The 18,601-nt window shown below is 55.1% G+C and carries 17 protein-coding genes and 2 pseudogenes; 15 read left to right on the plus strand and 4 right to left on the minus strand.

The genetic code is table 11. From position 1 onward, the window contains the following. Nucleotides 1-48: 48 nt before the first annotated feature. The 3 genes from tssC to tssA form a co-directional block, all read right to left on the minus strand. A complete protein-coding gene (gene tssC / locus AC2A6O_RS21410; protein ID WP_498930111.1) occupies nt 49-1,530 on the minus strand; it encodes a type VI secretion system contractile sheath large subunit in 1,482 nt (493 codons plus the stop codon). A gap of 26 nt (nt 1,531-1,556) precedes the next feature. Next, nucleotides 1,557-2,072 (minus strand): type VI secretion system contractile sheath small subunit, encoded by a 516-nt coding sequence (gene tssB, locus AC2A6O_RS21415; protein WP_498930113.1) that lies wholly within the window; start codon nt 2,070-2,072, stop codon nt 1,557-1,559. A 107-nt stretch (nt 2,073-2,179) separates the two neighbouring features. Beyond that, nucleotides 2,180-3,280 carry a type VI secretion system protein TssA gene (gene tssA, locus AC2A6O_RS21420; RefSeq protein ID WP_498930115.1) on the minus strand — a complete coding sequence of 367 codons (1,101 nt, stop codon included), beginning with the start codon at nt 3,278-3,280 and terminating at the stop codon, nt 2,180-2,182. Nucleotides 3,281-3,557: 277 nt separating this feature from the next. Between tssA and tssH the strand changes: the two genes are divergently transcribed. The 11 genes from tssH to AC2A6O_RS21475 all read left to right on the plus strand — a co-directional run bounded on the left by tssH (nt 3,558) and on the right by AC2A6O_RS21475 (nt 14,670). Next, the gene (tssH, locus tag AC2A6O_RS21425) at nt 3,558-6,320 is read left to right on the plus strand and encodes a type VI secretion system ATPase TssH (protein WP_498930117.1); all 2,763 of its coding nucleotides are present in this window, start codon (nt 3,558-3,560) and stop codon (nt 6,318-6,320) included. Nucleotides 6,321-6,363: 43 nt separating this feature from the next. Then, a complete protein-coding gene (locus AC2A6O_RS21430; protein WP_498930119.1) occupies nt 6,364-6,840 on the plus strand; it encodes an Hcp family type VI secretion system effector in 477 nt (158 codons plus the stop codon). 118 nt (nt 6,841-6,958) lie between these two features. Next, on the plus strand, nt 6,959-7,462 hold the full coding sequence (locus AC2A6O_RS21435) for a hypothetical protein (protein WP_498930121.1): 504 nt from the start codon (nt 6,959-6,961) through the stop codon (nt 7,460-7,462). A 93-nt stretch (nt 7,463-7,555) separates the two neighbouring features. After that, entirely contained in the window at nt 7,556-9,955 is a 2,400-nt protein-coding gene (gene tssI, locus AC2A6O_RS21440) for a type VI secretion system tip protein TssI/VgrG (protein WP_498930123.1), read from the plus strand. Between the two features lie 109 nt (nt 9,956-10,064). After that, entirely contained in the window at nt 10,065-11,084 is a 1,020-nt protein-coding gene (locus AC2A6O_RS21445; RefSeq protein ID WP_498930125.1) for a DUF4123 domain-containing protein, read from the plus strand. A gap of 60 nt (nt 11,085-11,144) precedes the next feature. Then, nucleotides 11,145-11,675 (plus strand): hypothetical protein, encoded by a 531-nt coding sequence (locus tag AC2A6O_RS21450; protein WP_498930127.1) that lies wholly within the window; start codon nt 11,145-11,147, stop codon nt 11,673-11,675. Continuing rightward, entirely contained in the window at nt 11,675-12,445 is a 771-nt protein-coding gene (locus AC2A6O_RS21455) for a hypothetical protein (protein ID WP_498930129.1), read from the plus strand. Before AC2A6O_RS21450 ends, AC2A6O_RS21455 begins: the two co-directional genes overlap by 1 nt. After that, a complete protein-coding gene (locus tag AC2A6O_RS21460; protein WP_498930131.1) occupies nt 12,438-13,295 on the plus strand; it encodes a hypothetical protein in 858 nt (285 codons plus the stop codon). The genes AC2A6O_RS21455 and AC2A6O_RS21460 overlap by 8 nt, the downstream gene beginning before the upstream one ends. 171 nt (nt 13,296-13,466) lie before the next feature. After that, the gene (locus tag AC2A6O_RS21465) at nt 13,467-13,769 is read left to right on the plus strand and encodes a PAAR domain-containing protein (RefSeq protein ID WP_498930133.1); all 303 of its coding nucleotides are present in this window, start codon (nt 13,467-13,469) and stop codon (nt 13,767-13,769) included. Between the two features lie 452 nt (nt 13,770-14,221). Further along, nucleotides 14,222-14,503, plus strand: coding sequence for a hypothetical protein (locus AC2A6O_RS21470; protein ID WP_498930135.1), 282 nt, complete (start codon nt 14,222-14,224; stop codon nt 14,501-14,503). Continuing rightward, the gene (locus AC2A6O_RS21475; RefSeq protein ID WP_498930137.1) at nt 14,500-14,670 is read left to right on the plus strand and encodes a hypothetical protein; all 171 of its coding nucleotides are present in this window, start codon (nt 14,500-14,502) and stop codon (nt 14,668-14,670) included. The genes AC2A6O_RS21470 and AC2A6O_RS21475 overlap by 4 nt, the downstream gene beginning before the upstream one ends. Here the strand turns inward: AC2A6O_RS21475 and AC2A6O_RS21480 are convergent. After that, a pseudogene (locus tag AC2A6O_RS21480) lies at nt 14,609-14,806 on the minus strand (hypothetical protein); the annotation flags it as partial. The gene AC2A6O_RS21475 and the pseudogene AC2A6O_RS21480 sit on opposite strands and share 62 nt — an antisense overlap. Before the next feature lie 116 nt (nt 14,807-14,922). On the opposite strand from AC2A6O_RS21480, the gene AC2A6O_RS21485 reads away from it, so the two are divergent. The 4 genes and pseudogenes from AC2A6O_RS21485 to AC2A6O_RS21500 form a co-directional block, all read left to right on the plus strand. Then, complete coding sequence (locus tag AC2A6O_RS21485) at nt 14,923-15,603, plus strand: GAD-like domain-containing protein (protein ID WP_498930139.1); 681 nt, start codon at nt 14,923-14,925, stop codon at nt 15,601-15,603. A 290-nt stretch (nt 15,604-15,893) separates the two neighbouring features. Further along, nucleotides 15,894-16,574, plus strand: a complete 681-nt coding sequence (locus tag AC2A6O_RS21490; RefSeq protein ID WP_498930141.1) for a GAD-like domain-containing protein — start codon at nt 15,894-15,896, stop codon at nt 16,572-16,574. A gap of 191 nt (nt 16,575-16,765) precedes the next feature. Then, nucleotides 16,766-17,590, plus strand: coding sequence for a hypothetical protein (locus tag AC2A6O_RS21495; protein WP_498930143.1), 825 nt, complete (start codon nt 16,766-16,768; stop codon nt 17,588-17,590). After that, a pseudogene (locus AC2A6O_RS21500) lies at nt 17,587-18,601 on the plus strand (hypothetical protein); the annotation flags it as partial. The gene AC2A6O_RS21495 and the pseudogene AC2A6O_RS21500, both read left to right, overlap by 4 nt.

The raw sequence follows: 18,601 nt of genomic DNA on the forward strand, positions 1-18,601 counted from the left end.
GGAAGCACCTGAGGATCAGCTGCTCCCCCGACCGGTTTGCAACAAACGTCAGTTCTTCGTCGGAATGCGCGCCACCATCCTGAGCGAGGTGGTCAGCTCCTCCATCTGCAGCCATGGCCGCATCCAGGCAACGGCGTTGTAGGAGCCAGGCTTTCCGGGGATTTCCTGAACGGTCACCTTGGCATCGCGCAGAGGATATTTCGCGCGTGCCTCTTCCCCCGCTTCGTCATTGGCGTTGACGTAATTTGAAATCCAGCGGTTGAGCCAGGTTTCGCAGTCCTTTGCTTCCATGAAGGAGCCGATCTTATCCCGGCCCATGACTTTGAGGTAATGCGCGAAGCGGGACGTCGCCATCATGTAGGGCAACCGCGCGGAAACTGCAGCGTTGGCAGTCGCTTCGGGCTTGTCATACATCTTCGGCTTGTGTGTCGTTTGTGCGCCGAAGAAAACCGCGTAGTCGGTGTTCTTGTAATGGCACAACGGCAGGAAGCCCAGTTTGCCGAGTTCGGCGTCACGCCGGTCGGTAATCCCCACTTCCGTCGGGCATTTGAGATCGAGATCGCCATCGTCGCTGGAGAAAATGTGCATCGGCAGATTTTCAACCTTGCCACCGTTTTCCGCGCCGCGGATTGCGGTGCACCAGCCGCTCTTGGCAAAGGCTTCGGTCAGACGCGTGCCCATGACATAGGAGGCATTCATCCAACAGTAGCTTTCGTGATCCAGTTCACCGGACGCCGAACCCAAGGTTTCGTCGTAGTTGAACTCGTCGATCGGGTTGGTTTTTTCCCCATACGGCATACGCGCCAGAACGCGTGGCAGGGCGAGCGTCACGAAGCGGCTATCATCGCTGTCCCTCAAAGAGCGCCACTTGGCGTATTCTACCGTTTCGAAGATCTTTTCCAGGTCGCGCGGACGGGACAGTTCGCGATAATCGTCGAAGCCAAACATGCGTGGGCTTGCTGCCGAAATGAAGGGCGCGAATGCAGCCGCGGCGATGGACGAAACGCCTTGCAGAAGCTGAACGTCTTCAAAGGAATTGTCGAATTCGTAGTCCCCGATCAGAGCACCCATCGGTTCGCCGCCGGGTGTTCCGAACTCGTTCTCGTAAATGGACTTGAACAGGCGGGATTGATCGAATTCGACCGCCTTGGCCAGGTCCCGCGACAGCTCGCGCTTGGACGCGTTGATGACCCTGATTTTCAGGTTCGCGCTGGTTTCCGAGTTCTTGACGAGATAGTTCAATCCCCGCCAGGTTCCCTCGAGCTTGGTGAACTCCGGGGACTGCATGATCGCCGCAAGCTGCTTCGAAATCATGTTGTCGATTTCCGAGATCGCCTTGTTCAAGGTGATCGTCAGGTTGCGGTCATAGGTCACCGTTCCTTTCAAGGCCTGGTCGGTGAGCGTCCGCAAAAGATCCTGAGCTCTGTCAGGCTCGGTTTGCCGTGTTGCGGCGACAACCCTGGAAAGAAGGCTTCCTTCGTGGGTGATTTCCGTGTGTGCTTCTTGCGCAAATTCGGTTTCGGTTGCCATTTGTCGATCCTATTTCGTTTCTGCGCTCAGTTTTTGGGCTCGGACTGGCCGCCGCCATCGAGTTCACCGACGAGCTTCGTCAGATCGGATTGGTTTTGCAGAATGTCTTCAAGCAGATGTTCCAGATCTTCCGACCGGTCAGCCTTGCTCATGAGGTCACGCAACTGGTTGCGCGCGTCGAGCAGCGCATTCAGGGCAGGAACCTGCTTCACCACAGCGCCCGGCTCGAAATCTTCCATCTTGTTGAACTTGAGCGAGACAGGAAGCTCACTGCCGTCGTTCTGCAGAACGTTGTCGACGGAAAGATTGAGGCCAGGCGCCATACGGCGCATGACATCATCGAAGTTGTCCCTGTCAATCTGAACGAATTTTCGTTCGCCGAATGGCTTCAAGGGCTCCGTCGGGTCGCCGGAGAAATCTCCCAGGACTCCCACGACGAACGGCAATTCCTTGATTACCATCGCGCCTTCGGTTTCAACTTCGTATTTGATGTGAACGCGAGGCTTCCGCACCCGCTCCAGCTTCTCGTGAACACTCGCCATAGATACTCTCCTTTGTATCCGGAACCCCTTGCATCCCTTAGGCTGTCGAGGTGGCTCCAATCGAATTCAAACGCTTTCAGTTCCCGCGACTTTCGCCCTTGAGACGATCATCCCTGTTGTGTCTCTTGTTCCGGCTGGATGCCTGCGGCCGTCAGGACCGACTTTCTCATGTCAGCTTGCGGCAGGAGTTCTGCGAGCAACGCCGAAAAGTCCATCCGGCCGCGGCGCACCAGGGTTTCAAGCGCAAGGGACATCGGTGAATGAGGTTCTGTTCGCCTGAAGTATCGGGCAACCGTAAGCAGCAGTTCGAAGGCCTCTTCCCGGGACCCGATCTGGCCGCTCAGGACCTGGTCCGACAGGCGCACGGCATCTCCGCGGCCCCCGTCGCGGTCGCGATGCTCATCATCAGAGGTCTCAGCCCCGTTCGCAGCAGGCTCCGAGGGCTCTTCGGAAGTCTTCAGGCCCGCAAGGTCACGGATCGCAGCGGCGGATTCCAGCAGCAGGTTGCGGATGTTTGACATCGACGGCGCCTCGCGCCCGCAGCGGTCTTCCAGCGTCGCGGCGATGTCATCCAGCGCCGCAACCGCCTGCTCGACCGAAGCCAAATGCTCGGCCATCGCGGAAACTCCAGCGGCGTCGCATGCCTTCTGCAGCTCTTCACGCATCCGGCTTTCACCCGCTCTCTGGGAAAGCTGGTAATTCCAGAGCGAATAATTTCCAAAACGAAAACCGGGCACCAGCGGAGCCAGCCTCAGCGGCTGAATGAGCGCTCCCTCACCCCCCATGCCGTTCAGTCCAGCAAGGGGCGCCAACTTGTCCTCGACCGTCTCGTCGTCTACGGAATGAAGCTCGTCCCAGGACGATTTCAAGAGAGACGAAATAGCCGCAAAGACATCTTTCAGCCCGTTGAAACCCTGCAATCTGAGCTGTGCTTCACACAGCCAGGCAAGCACTTCGATATCTTTACTTTTTGAGTAAAGTATACTCAACCCAAGGTTGTTGACCTCTTCCCAGTAAGAAGACAGCCGAACCGTTTCGTCAGTATTTCCGTCTTCCGCGTCTTCCGGAAGAGTTCGCTCTTCATTGCGGGCGAAATTTCTTTTATCTTTTAAATCGAAATATAAACTCTTAAAATCCTCGCTATATCGAATATTTACTCCGCATTTTTCTGCCAAGCTAATTGATTCGATAACTTTATTACAGTCCAACTAAAAGTATCCTTCATGCACAAAGCCGATTGATGCCGTTTTTACTATAAAATAGCTCGACATCAATTTGACTGCTGGAATTTCGCGGCATGTTGCTTCATATATTGTGTCAAATTAATGGCAATCGATCATATTTCGGGAGGGTGGCACCACGACCCGCAGATACGTTTTGGATAATTTCCCTGACGTCACACTGCCTTCACAGATTTGCCTTATTTGCAATCAACGATTGTTCCGCACTTCAATTCTTGATTTCGAACCCTCCGGAATTTTCTCAATGAGTCGTATCGACCTAGCCCGCCTCGTAAGGACGCTGGAACCCGAACTGCGGGTTTCTCTCGAAGCTGCGGCTTCCCTGGCTGCGCGCAACGCCCATGAGACCGTCGACATTGCTCATTGGCTTCGGGCTGCTCTCGACACGAGCGCCTTTGCAACGCAGCTGGAAGACGCGGGCGCCTCTTGCACCGCCCTTCGCCTGGAACTTGATGCCGCGATCTCCGCTGTCCCCGTGGCCGGCCAAACGGACCTGTCGCTGTCACAGAACGTGTTATCGGCGGCCCGTGAGGCCTGGCTCATCGCCTCGCTGCAATACGGACGTCAGCACGTCACCTTCGGCGATCTGCTGATCGCCCTGTCGACCGTCCAATCGCTCCGGCTCGTCGTGCGAGCCGTCGCGCCGACCTTGCGGGAAGTCGATCTGGCGGCAATCGAGGCCAATCTCGAAAACCTTCTGGAAAATTCCGCCCCGCAGGAGCTGCCGTCCTCGTCCGTCTTGCCCGGCGGTTCACGGCAGGACGACGAATTTCTTCGCCTCTATACCCAGGACATGACCGCAGACGCCCGCGCCGGACGGATTGACCCCGTCATCGGACGGGAAAAGGAACTGCGGCAGGTCATTCACGTGCTGATGCGCAGGCGCCAGAACAACCCCATCCTTGTGGGCGAGGCCGGCGTCGGCAAAACGGCGATCGCTGAAGCTCTTGCACTGGAGATCATATCCGGCAACGTTCCGGACAAACTGAAAGATGTACGCCTTCTGTCGCTCGATCTCGGCCTGCTTCAGGCCGGTGCCGGCGTAAAAGGTGAGTTTGAACGCCGCTTGCATGGTGTCATTGACGCTGTGAAATCCTCTCCCGTGCCGGTCATTCTGTTCGTCGACGAGGCGCATACGCTGATAGGCGCCGGAGGACAGGGGAGCGGCGATGCGGCCAATATTCTCAAGCCCTCGCTTGCGCGCGGCGAATTGCGGACCGTCGCGGCCACCACCTGGGGAGAATACAAACGCTACATCGAAAAGGATGCGGCCCTGACCCGCCGGTTCCAGACGGTGAAAGTCGATGAACCGGATGAAGACACGGCGATTCGGATGATGCGCGGCGTCGTTGGCGCGTTTAAAGCCCACCACAAGGTCCGGATCCGGGACGAAGCCCTTGTTGCGGCGGTCAAGATGTCCGCCCGCTACATTCCTGAGCGCCAGCTTCCGGACAAGGCCATAAGCCTCATCGACACGGCGGCGGCGACAGTCACGCTTGGCCGGCAGACCATGCCGGAAGAGCTCAAGGCTCTGCACAGCGAAGAAGCGCTTCTGCTTGCGGAAGCCGAGGAACTTGCCGGCGAACCCGGCAGTCCGGAGACCACCGAACGTCTCGCCCGGATTACGGAACGCAGGGACCAAATCGCGGCGAAGCGCACCGAACTTGAGGACAAGTTCCAGCACCAGCTCAATCTGGTGCGGGAAATAGATCGGCTGGACGCCCTCTTGGGAACGGAGGCCCGGTCACCTTCTGCCGAAGCGGACGCGAAGCTGCAGCCCTTCCCCTTGACCGAGCAGACCCGTGCACATTCCCGCGAAGCCCTTGCCGATGCGGAACAGAAGCTTGTGAACATTGCAGGTGAAACACCGCTCATCCCAGTCTCCGTTGATCGCGAAGTGATTGCCGGCGTGGTGGCGAGATGGACCGGCATACCGGTCGGCAAGCTTTTGTCCGATCAGGTGGCTACCGTTCAATCGCTGAACGACAGACTGAAGGAGCGCGTTGTCGGACAGGACGCCGTGCTGGCTCGGCTGTCCTCCGCCATGCGCATTTCGCGCGCGGGTCTGTCTGACCCGCGACGTCCCCCGGCCGTCTTTCTGCTCATCGGCATGTCCGGAACTGGCAAGACGGAAACGGCGCTCGCATTGGCGGACCTCCTTTACGGCGGCAGCCAGTATCTCACCACCATAAACATGTCGGAATTCAAGGAGGAGCATAAGGTTTCCATGCTTCTCGGGTCGCCCCCCGGCTATGTCGGCTACGGTGAAGGCGGCGTTCTGACGGAAGCTGTCCGCCGCCGACCCTATGGCGTGTTGCTGCTTGACGAGATCGACAAGGCCCATCCAGGCGTCCAGGACATTTTCTACCAGATGTTCGACAAGGGAACCGTTCGCGACAGCGAAGGCCGGGACGTCGATTTCAAGAACACCACAATCATCATGACCGCCAATGCGGGGTCGGAACTGTTGCACACGCTCAGCCAGGATCCGGATACGATGCCGGAAGGTGAAGCGCTCGAGAAATTGCTCTTTCCCGAATTGAAGAAACAGTTCAAGCCCGCCTTCCTCGGCCGCACGATCATTCTCCCCTATCAGCCGTTGAGCAGCGAAGCCCTGTCGGGGATCATCGACCTTCAGATCGGCCGTGTCCGCGACCGTGTCGCCGCAAGTTATGGCGCAGGGGTCACCCTCTCTGATGCTGCCCGCAAAGCGCTGATTTCGCGAGCCAAGAACAGCGAGATGGGAGCACGCGCGATCGAAACCATGATTGCGCGCGACCTTCTGCCCGCACTGGCGGGGCACTTCCTGGAAAACATCTCGGGAAGCCACCGGGACGAAACCATTCTCATCGAATTCAAGGACAACCGCTTCACGGTCGAGCCAAAGCCGGCCGAGGGCGATCAGAAGTTCGCCCCTCCGAAAAGGCAAAGGGCGAAAAAGGCGGCTTCGGCGAGGAAAACATCCCGACCGGCAAAAGCCGCAAACAGCAAGTCGATAGCGAGTTGATTCGACTTGATAATTTTTCTTGGACAATAGGAGAGTTCAAAGCATGCCGATTTATCTTCAGATCGACGGAATTCAGGGCGACGCCACCCATGATCAGCACAAACAGTGGATGGACATAGAATCCCTTCACTGGAACGTTGCGCGCAACATGAACACCTCCGCAGGTTCCGCCGCGAACCGCGAAGCCTCGGAACCGACCGTATCGGAAGTTATTCTGACAAAAGTCAGCGATTCGTCCTCCACCAAACTGTTCCAGGAAGCTTGCTCCGGACGGACCGGCAAACAGGCCGTCATCCATTTGGTAACCACCGGCAACCCGGGTGACACCTATATCGAATACTCGCTGACCAACACCTTGATCGCCAGTTATTCCGTTGATTCCAGCGGCGACCGTCCTGTGGAAACGATCAAGCTGAACTTCACCAAAATGGAAGTGAAGTACACGCCTTACGACGACATGCATTCCCCGCAGTCTCCGATGATCGCGTCCTACGACCTCGCCACCACGAAGGCCGCCTAACACCGCCCTTGGAGGCGCCGTGCCGTTGCTCGGCGTCTCCCGAAAGTCGTGAATTGGAAAATCAGACTGGGATCACAACCCACCGGCGGTGGTCCCGGTTTTTCGAAAGAGGGTTTTCGTGCCAAATTTCAATGTCTCCTCCGTAAAGCTTCATGTCCGACCGATCAATGAGACGGAGCTGCCGCCACATCCGCGCATGGGACGCGGGCCGAGTTTCGAATATCTGACCTACCGGCGCGGCCCGCGTGAAGTCGGCGTCCGTGGCGCTGCCGGCGCTGGAGCTGCCGCCTTGTTCCGGATGGGTGCCGAAGCCGTTAACGAATACTCCCTCACGCCATGGCTTCGAAACTGGCTGAAGAACAACGAAAGCGACATCATCGCGGAGCTGGATGAAAAGCAGCATTCCGTCTTCATCGTGCAGGTCAATTATGCGGTGGCCTACACCTTTGAAACCCGCGCCTTCCTGGCCAGGGACATCTACCTCCTGGGAACCGTGCCCACGCTCGACAATGTGAATGACATTCTCTCGGCGGACCTTCTCTACGGTCCGAAAGTCGATGCCATACCGCCAAACAATGCCACCCGGTTTCAATACGCCTATCTGGTCGGCGTCAGAAACTGACGCGGCTGACGGCAAACCACAACAAGAGTTCCACTGAGAAGAACCGGATAAAACCGGTGCCGGAAGGCACCGGGTTCAAGATGAGGCAATGTGATGAACGACCTGCCGGGTGCCGGTGAATTTATTCAGGCCAGTCGCGTGCTTCGCGTTTCATCTCCGCTCGGCGAAGATCAGCTGCTTGCGGAACGGATGACACTGGAAGAAGGCGTCTCGCGGCTTTTCGAGCTACGCCTGAATGTGCGCGCCAAGAAATCCGACGTCAAACCGGAAGAGCTGATCGGCAAGCTGGCGGATGTCTCCCTGGAAATCGAACAGGGCGGAGAGGACGGCGGCACCCGCCGTCCCTTCAACGGTCTCGTGACCGAGCTGAACGAGGGCCCGCCTGTCACCCGCGGGCTGCGCTCCTACGCGCTGGTGCTGCGTCCGCAAATGTGGCTGCTCTCCCGCCGCACCGACTGCCGCATCTGGATGGACAAGACCTCCCTCGATATCGTCGAGACCCTCTTTTCCGAACATGGCCTGCCCGCTCCGGATGTTTCCGGTGTCGTGACAGCCCCTCCCCCACAGCATTACTCAGTCCAATGGAACGAGACCGACCTGGACTACCTGACCCGCCGGTTTGAGGAGGACGGTCTCTTCTTCTGGTTCAGCCACGAGGAAGGCAGCCACAAGCTGCATGTTGCCGACAGCGCAGGTTCCTGGTTGGAGCCCTCGCCAAGCGCGAAGGGTGAGGCCCGTGTGCGGCTGGCGCAGGGCTCTTCGGACCGCAACCACATCAACGAGTGGGCCCGGCACTATTCCTATGTCCCGGGTCAGCGCGCCGGGGCCGACTGGAACTTCGAAACGCCCCGCATGGTGCCGGGCGCGGCGACGCCCTCGCTGGTGCAGATGCCCGAAGCTGGCAAGCGCGAGCTTTATGAATACCCGGCCCGCGCCCAGACGGTGGAAGCGGCGGAACGGGCAACCAAGCTCAGGATGCAGGCGGTCGAGGCGGATCACGAGCGCATCTTCGGCCGCTCCAACTCCCGCGTTCTGGAGGCCGGTCGCCGGTTCACGCCCTATGAGGTAGCCCATCCGGACCATAGTTACGAAGAACATGTCATCGTCTCGATCCGCCACGAGATCGTTGACCGCTCCTATGAGACCAACACCAGCGATCCGGAATACCGCAACAGCTTCGAGGCGCTCCCCTCCCGCGTGCCGTTGACCCCGCACCGCATGGCACGGCGTCCGCGCATCGAGGGCAACCAGGTGGCGATCGTCGCCGGGCCGTCGGGCGAGGAAATCCACCCGGACGAATACGGCCGCATCAAGGTGTGGTTTCCCTGGGACCGGCGGGCGAAGAAGGACGGTACGGACACCTGCTGGGTGCGCGTCGCACAGAACTGGGCGGGTGGCGGTTGGGGCGGCCAGATCATCCCGCGCATCGGCATGGAAGTGATGATCGCCTATATCGACGGCGACCCGGACAGGCCGCTCGTCGCCGGTGTCGTGCCCAACCCGCAGCAGCATGTTCCCTACAAGCTGCCGGAGAACAAGACACGTTCCACCTTCCGGTCCGACAGCCACAAGAAGGAAGGCTTCAACGAGTTCACCTTCGAGGACAAAACGGGCGAGGAGAACATGTTCTTCCACGCCCAGAAGGACCAGACCACCCGCGTCCTGAACAACCGCACTGCCCGTGTGGACAGCCATGATGTCTATTCTGTCGGCGGCAACCGCTCGGTGGAGGTGGCGCAGAACCAGAAGCACGAGGTCGGCGGCTCGATGAACGTGACCGTCGGCGGCACGGGTCTGTCCGCACTCGGTGCGCTGGCGGGCGTTGCCGGGCTGGCGGGCAACACGGCCGGGCTTCTGCAGCAGGCGGGCCAGATCGCGGGTGGCGGCGGCGCGGCGCTCGCGGGCTTTGCCGGAACGCTCGCCTCCTCGGCGCTCGGCTTCCTGTCGGCCGGCGGCCTCGGAAGCCGCGACGGCGTCGTCTCCGGCCCCAACCCGCGCGCGGACGCCGGCACCGACCTCGCCTCCTCCGGCACCGGCGTCGGCGAAGCCGCCGCCAGCCTCTTCCCCATGGGCGGCATCATGAACACCGTCGTCGGCTCCTTCCAGTCCACCTCTGTCGGCGTCGCCCAGGTTGATCAGGTCGGCTTGAGCAAGGTGACGAACGTGGGTGCGACCCAGATGGTGAATGTCGGTAAAGAGCAGCACACGAAGGTTGGGCAGAAGATTAATGTCGAAGTCGGTGAACTATACCGGATTGTTGCTGGCAAGGCATTCTATGGCGAGACAAAGGTTTGGCAGATTTTTGCTGACGACACGATCCTGCTTTCGACTCCCGGCGGTTATATCGAGCTCAACAAGGAAGGGATTCGCATTCGAGGCAAAAAGGTGGATATCGAAGGCAACCAGATCAATTTTGCCCGTGGAGGGCCGGGAGAAGGCGCGAGTTGCCTCCGTGACATGGCGAAGTCCGCAACACCGTTCGTAAAAGCATGAAAATTAGAAAGGCAGGATTCGCAGTAGTTCAACTTGGCGCAATTCAGACAATTATGACAACTACTTTCCGGACCGCAGCAAAAAGTGATGGCTTTCAAGGACGAAGCTAGTGCAGCAAGATCTTCCAAACGATGACAACCATGCAACCTCTGCAAGATCTCTATTGCGTGTTGAAAAAACGGCTGAAATGTCAAAGCTCTGCGAAATGCTCGCTGCCGCGAACTCGCCCGCCTTTGCTATCGTCGATGGCGCAAAATATGATGATTTGCCCAACGCACTGATTAGAGCCCGTTTCGTAAGCCGTCCTCTTTATTCTGACCGCGGTGGGCAGGTAAAAGACTTCGATCATACATCGCCACAATTTGTCTATTTGGACCGGACGCGGGACACTGATGCAAGTGCAAAGGACGAGCCTTGTAACGAGCAAATTGTTCGCAGCCTTTTCGATTTAATCGAGGATTGCTCGGCGGCCGTATTTTGGTCATGCCGCCAAGGCGGAGAGACTCTTTTTCGCCACTTAAGGAAAATCAACCGGGTACAAATCGAGGCTGGCCATCTTCCATCGTCGGGTGAACTCCCAACCGCTAATTTTAAGGACGATATCCTTCTTTTTCGGCACGCAGACGCTAACGTTATGGCCCAGGTTCTTCCAGCCCTATCGCCTGAATTGTTGAAGCGCTTAATAGGCCCAGCTGAAGCTATAAGCTTCGTCCCCGATATAGTTTGGACGTTGGAAGATGAATATGTTTTTCAATCTCCGCAAAGCATTTCTGGCATGCAAACCGCTGGCATGATCCGGTTCGATAGCGCGGTTATGAAACGTATAGAAGCCAGACGTGCGGTTGGTGTGCTTCGTCATTTGCTGCTGACGTTTTCAAGTTATCGAGAACGCATGGGTGACGATTACAAGCGCCTTGTGGCTGCGGCGCATAAGCGCGCTACACATTACGGCATCGAAACCTTGGAAGACTTGGAACTATTTACCCTGACGGAATGCGAATACGGACCTAAATTCGAATTCCGTCCCGGACATGAAGAGGCCCGCTACATGCTGGCGCAATCCAGCAAGTCGGCTGCTGAACGTGTCTATTACGCGCGGCGCGCGTGTCTGGATGCTCTTCAAGAATGAATACACGCGGGCTCAATTGAACCTGTCGAGGCCGATATTTGAGAAACGAGGAGTTTTGAAATGAGCGAAATCTGGAATGTCCATCCGAAAAATGGTCTAGGCCCATTGGAATTCGGGATGACACATGTGGAGGTCGCAGCGTTCGAACATATCATGGGGCCGCTGGACGAGACGACGGAAGAAACCCTGCCCAACGGACGCGTGGTCCAAAACGAATTTCGTGATCGCGGTTCACCGCTCTGCTCGTTTGAGAACGGGGTTCTCACGTACATTTCGATTCGTAAATCCGACATCATCGAGGTCAAGTTCCAGGATGTCTCCATCTTCAACGATGATCCGCAACATGTCTATTCCACTCTGGGGCGAGCCGCTGGGGCGGTCTTCTGGCACCATTCCAGCGTCGTCATGCCTTCCTTGTGCCTGGAGTTAATCGGGTTCGTCATGGAGTACAGCCCGAAGGGAAAACCACCGATTTTCAAGAGTAAGACAGCTGGATTTACTTGGCCAAGATTGATTTTATTTAAACCGGGATGTCTAACATTTGAAGAGAAAGATCTCATAGAGATATCGCACGAGGCAAAAGAAACCTAATGGTGCGCGCATGTAATACGTGTAACAACGGCTGCGGAAACGGTGTCGCGCAAACGCGCCGTCCAGATCCCGTCTTTCGGGAAATGTGCGCCATTTTATGCAAAGTTCGCAGCGAGGCCTGTCAGGGCATATTGAAACCCGAGCCGGGGAAAAAGAAGGTTCAACTGTCGCGTATCGCTGAAGAGCGGGCTAGGGCTTCCGGAGATTTAGCTGAAGCGATCGAACGCAAATACGGCCGCAGTGCGCGAGGACTTGTTGCGCAGCAGCGCCTGATCCCGTTTCGCAACAAAATTGCCGGACGCGCAGCCGCCTCTGCTAACAAAATCAAGCGGTATCTCGCGCCGATCCGCGACAAAATCATGCGTGAAGCCCGCAATGCTATAGGACGCAAGGCAGCGAAAAAGGTTGCGACAGCTTGGATGAAGTTTGTGCCGGTTCTCAATGTTCTGTCAACGGCATATGATATTTATGATCTCGCCAGCACAGGCTATGACATCTACAAAATGATCGATGAACAACTCGGCAAGTTCAAGGGAAACGTCTATGAAACCTTCCCCGACCTCGCTGTCGAAGGACCTGACGGGAAGCTTCAGGACATCTACGATTTCAAGTTCGACGGCGACCGCTATCGCAACAGGCAAGATGAACTTTATGACGAAGCGATGCGCAGTGAAGGTGTTAAAGACCCAAATGTCAAAGAAAACGGAACAGTAAGTCCAAAAACTTGCCAATGCGACGGTGCAAAGTCGCCGACACAGGCGATTGGCTGAAGATAAACTTGAAAGAATTCCTCTGATGAGAAAGTACAATTTCCCGATTTCGTTCACAGCAAATTCAGACGATATATTTTGCCGTGTCGTTTTAAATGAGCGTTTTACACCACGCGAGTTAATCAATGATTTTCCGAAGAATATTACTTCACGCTATCTCAACGACGTGATGGGTCGGGGCAAAACGATTGCTACCTATAAAGAGAGCAGGGGAAATGCCATTGATATCGGTGTTGACAAGGAGACCGATATTTCTGACGTCGACCGTGCAATCGTTCTAAATCTTCTTGATTTTGGACAAGATCACGAGTCCTCCAGATCTACGACAATCGAGGAAGTTACCTTTTTCGTCGATGCCCCTGAAACAATGTCAGCTGAAAAACTTTTAACAGCTCTGGAAGCAGCTAATACTGAGGCAGGCTTGTTCATGACTGAACGTCTGGCGGAGTTTCCACCTGATGATGACTATCTGGAAAAAAAGTGGCCACAAGATTGGATTGACGAACAAAAATATGACTGGCCCGGATATCACTTCTTCAACTTCGCGCTGACCTACACGCACGTTTTACCGCAAAACGAACTCAACTTTGCACACCGCCTCATGGACGCATCACACGACGTCAACATGTGGGACGGTTACAACCCTGGTCAGAGTGCCTCCGACTCGGTCACCTCTGGCCGCCATGGAACGAGTTTTGAAATTGAAACAGAGGGCGACACAATAACATATGCAGTAGAACGTACCCCTTGCGACCCCGCTCTAAGCGTAAAGCGACTTGCCGATGCTATTCACGAGAGAACTGGTGAACGCCCTATACGTTGGCACATCGGCGTAGAAGAAGAAGACTAGGGAGACAACCAAACATGGATTCCGGAAGATAAACTAAGCGCAGCGTGGATTGAAGAAGCGTCCTAAAAGCATCTTACAGTAATTAGATTTGTTTCCTGTACTTCGCTTTGACAATGGTGAACCTCAAAAGTCTACTTTGTTGGGCTGACTATCTATGGAAGGAAGATTGCAATGACATCTTCACCGGTCGTTCTCAAAGGTCATATGCATGTTTGCCCCGCAGTCGATCCCGGCCCCAAACCGCATGTCGGCGGGCCGGTAACGTCGACTTCGCAGAACTTTGTCACTGTTGAAGGTGTTCCCATCGCGACCGTCAGCGACAAGACCCTCTGTTCCGGCGTCCCGACAAGTGCGGCAATCACCAGCGGGTCTTCTATCGCCAATATTGAGGGCAAGAAGATCGCCCGCATTGGCGACAGTTGCGAACACGGCGGCAAACTGGTTCAGGGCGTGCCGTGGATCACGTTCGAGTAGTTAGGTCACTTAACTTTCATACCACATGGAACTTCGAGACGCCCCTCATGGTACCGGTGACGCGACGCCCTCGCTGGTGCAGATGGCCGAGGCTGGGAATTTTGCGACCCGGATCTTCTTGCGGAAGTAGATAAGAAAAAGGACGAAGCCTCCCCTCCGCCAACCGGCCCAATCCGCATCTGCCTGAATTCATTCCCGATACCTCGGAGGCAATCGCAGTCTGTACGGCGCCCGACGTTTGCCGTGCTCCCGATAAAAAGGGACAGTATCGCGGCGGTTCGTACGCAGGAACAAAAAGTGTCGGCGACCTTGGTATGGAGTCGAAGCACATGCCCCCCAAATCAGTTTCACCTTTAGGCGAGCTCCCCAGCCCGTCGCTACTAATGGATAAAGCAGACCACCGATTGGCAATGTCCACAGGTTCGAGTTTCGAAAGCCAGGAATGGCGAGTAATGGAATGGGAAATTCGCCCTTTCGAAGGAATGGGACCAATTAAATTTGGAATGACTAAAAGTGATGTAGCTGCCGTTTTAGGCGAAGTTCAGCGGACCCGGCGAGGTTTACGACCTAATACTTTTTCAGAATACAGATCTGCAGACACCCCCATCATAAAGTACATTGATGATCAAGTTACTGAAATAGAGGCGTTTTATGGAGTAAATAATGTAAAAATTCGGGAATTTCCTTTTTTGATCAGAGAGGAATTTCAGTGTTACGTTCCCTGGAAAGATTGAACAACGAGGTGCTGATTAGCCATGGAATTGTTTTGTTTAAAAATATTGGCATCACAACGGGGCAATTAGATGAACTTGTTCCCGGAGAACATTCGGTAACGGCATTCATATCTGGCATCTGGGAGAGTAAAATTGGCCAGTTTGAAAAGATTTCCTTTTTGGGCTGACCTGCTTTTGGATGTTTAGGCCCGGGATTTGGCAGAGCGAATTTACCATGAACCGCTTCGGTTCTTCTGTCCAGCATTTGCAAATGAACTGGCCTGGGGTGAGACCTTTGAGTGTCTTCAATCGCCGACCGAAACTCTAGGTCACGCGCTCATAAACGGGTAGCCAAATCAGGCTTTATTTGCTTCAAGCTCCGAAAGGATTTTTGTCAAGAACATTTGGCAAATGCATTTCAGTCAGGCACGTGGAAAAACATGAACGAGAATTTTGCCTTCAGAGTTGAAGAGTTCGGAATGCCGCGCGACGCCATACAGCTCACGTCCGAACAGGAAAGCCGGTTTAAAGACATTCTTCCGAACCCAATCGTTGAGTTCCTTCAAGAATGCGGCTTGGGGACTTATTTCGATGGCCTGTTCAGGTTTTGTGACCCTAAAGACTTCAGAAGCATCCTGGCGCTGGTATTCAAAACAGATGCTGAATTCAATCACAACAATGTCCATGTCGTCGCACACACGGCCTTTGGGGTTTTGTGGTGCTGGTCGGAGGACTATGGGATTCTGGAAATCAATTTACCAACCGGCATGATCCTCTGCACGCTTCTGACGGAGGGAATGGGAAAATTGGCAGACCACGAGAAGGACCGGCAATCCTCAGGCATAATCCCACTTTATGAGGATGACGCCGAATACTCCGACTTCATGGATGAACCGATGTATGAACGCTGCGTCTCCCGATTGGGCGCGGTTGATCGAACCGAATGCTTTGGTTTTTTCCCCGCACTTGCCGTCGCCGGATGGAACAGTCCCGGCAGATCAGTCGAGAACGTGAAAAAGGTCAAAGCCCTGGAGCACTACGCACTCCTTGCTCAATTCTCTGAGTTTGTGATCGTGTCGGCAAAACCTTCCGGCTATGAAGTCTTTCGCCCGATCGGCTAGCGAATATGGTTGGTTATTAAACTGTCGAGTTGCGAAACGTGCCTGAAGGTGATTTGCCGTATTGCACCATTGCCATCAAGAGGTTTACCCCCTCGAGATCGGTTTGTTTCTTTTCTTTCTGAAAAGATGTGCGGCAAAGACTGGTTTAATGAACTCGACACTTTGGGAGCACACTTACCTGCTAGATTTAAACAGAAAGAGTGCGTTGTTTGGACTTTCCTCAAACAAAGTAATTGAACAAGTTCGCTTCAAGTACATTTGGCAACTGCGTCTCAATCCGGAACAACAGGATGAATGAAAACTTTGCGTACCGTGTGAAGAAATTTGGAATGCCGCGCGCCCCCATACAGCTCACTTCGGAGCAGGAAAGCCGGTTTAAAGACATTCTTCCCTATCCAATCGTCGAGTTCCTTCAAGAATGCGGTTTGGGGACTTATTTCGACGGCCTGTTCAGGTTTTGCGATCCTAAAGACTTGAAAAGCATCCTGGCGCTCGTATTCAAAACAGATGCTGAATTCAACCATGACAACGTCCATGTCGTTGCGCACACGGCGTTCGGGGATTTGTGGTGCTGGAACGATGATTATGGGATGATGAGGATCGATTTATCGACAGGCATGATTTTATGTATTCAGCTCACTTCAGGATACGGAAAGTTGACGGACGGTGAGCGAGAGCGGAACTCCTCCGACGTCATTCCACTCTATGAAGACGACGCCGATTTTCCCGATTTCATGGATGAACCGATGTATGAACGCTGCGTCTCCCGATTGGGCGCGGTCGATCGAACCGAATGCTTTGGTTTTTTCCCCGCACTTGCCGTCGCCGGATGGAACAGTCCCGGCAGGTCCGTCGAGCACGTGAAGAAGGTCAAAGCGCTGGAACACTACGCAATCCTTGCTCAATTCTCTGAGTTTTCAATAGTCTCGGTAGGGCGCTCGGGCTATGAAGTCTTCCGCCCGATAGGATAGATGAAAAATGCCATTCTGTTGGCTGCCCAAGAAAATACAATCAAGATAACTTACACCAACCAACCTCCGGCAAACCCGGTGTGGTTCAGTACGGCTATCCAATGCCAGGCGCTGCGCCGGGGACGCAACCACCCCGACCAGGCGTCGGCGGTCCAAACAACGTCATCCAAGGGCCGTGGCAGTCCCGCCCGATGCCAACACCACCATCGACCGAAAACATGTCGCCACTTGTGCGTTACGGCCGCTGGGGGCTTATACCGCTCATACTAATGCTGGGAGGCGATACCCCGCTCATTCCGCACTTGGGACCGGATGCCGACGAAATCGAAGGCGATCTCAATCGACGAGCACGGGAAGCGCTCGACCCCATCGACCACAGTTACAATGAGCGTGTCCGTGACTGGTACTTCGAAGAGTTGCAGGCCTACCGGGAGCAAAGAAGCCAACAAGAGCAGCAGGCAGAAGAGAATGATAAGCCTCAGTCTTTACCGCAATCTGAAACTGTGCGGGTCACCGAGCGCGAAAAATTCCGGAAAAAATGTCAGGTGGACCGCTATGCGAAGATGAAAAACATCTCCGGCCAATATGGCATGCAGGCCCATCATATCGTGCCAGACTGGACCTTGCGATATGGCGCGCGCAATGAAAGCGATAAGCGCATACCCAATATGCCCAGCTTGAACGACGGTCAGGCGATTTGTGTTATGGGGAATGCTCGCGAAGAGGAGACAGAGCACTGGAGTGGCCATTTGGCGGACAAAGCGATCGAGAACATTGGTAAGAACTCAACTCCAAGATTCACCGCGCCGTTGTCAAAGGTCGCGCAGAAGTCGGCAGAGGCTATGATAAAGGTCCGTCCGGATTGCGCAAAGCAGATTATGACTGCGCTGGCGAAGCAATTTGCAGGCAATAATCCCAATCAACTATTACGGGCAAAGCAATATCCGCCGCTTCCAACAGAAACCGTGGCCGCTTTAAAAGCGGGCGCTGTGGCAGGAGCTAACGTCAAACCATGAAAACAAAATTGCCTATTGAATTGACGCGGGCTTGCGCGCGCTCCGATCTGACGCTTGCGCTCGTTGCTGTTCGAGATACCGCCGAGGCTTTCGATCCAGACGGCCGCTTCTATCGCTATGATCGCGATGACACGCCGCCGCAAAACTGGACTTATGCGGATTTTCAATTCCACATCCAATCAATGACAGTCTTTCATAGTGACGAACACCCGACACCTGATGGCTATTTTGTTCTGATGTCCTCGGAAGGAGACGTCTATCATACTTACTGGCAGGAAAATTTTCAGGAGAAGATCAAGGGGGCCGGTAGTTGGAGTGACGACGCCAGAGGTTATGGTCGCCTGACGAAAATCAAGCAAATCGGATCACGCCTTTATGCTTGTGGAGAAGGCGGACAAGTCTACGTTAGGCAGAGCCGTGACGATTGGAAGTTTTTGACAGATAGCCTGCTTTTTGATCCCGATGCGGAGGAGGCACGAAAACCTGAAGTTGAACCGGAGTTTCTTTCGCCTGAATGGCAAGAATGGGTTACGAAGTCGGCACTTAATCCTGCCTCCCGTGATATCATCTTCTTCGCCATCAACGGATTAACAGAAGACGCCATTTATCTTTGTGGCGAAGTCGGTCCAGGCACAAAACCAGTTCTCTGTTTCTGGGATGGCGAGGCTCTGGAAGAGCTGAACGTGCCCCTGGAAGAGGCCGCACTGACGGGTATCCACATCGAGAATGAGGACAGTGTCTGGATCTGCGGCCGCGAAGGCGTCATCCTGCATGGCAGCCGAAACCGCGGTTTTTCGCCCGTCACTGCCGACACCCGGCATAATCTTTTTCACATGATAGTGCCCTACCGGGGCAAGCTTGTGCTTCCCGCCAGCGTACGCCCTGGCGGCCTTTACGAACTCGACCCCAAGACCGGCGATTTCGGCAGGTTCGATCCTCCGCTCCCCCGCCTCACAACTCGGGACGATCCGGACAGCATCGAAGGCGGTCCTTTCTTTGCCCAGGCTCACG

It is taken from the genome of Labrenzia sp. ATLA3, assembly GCF_057180185.1.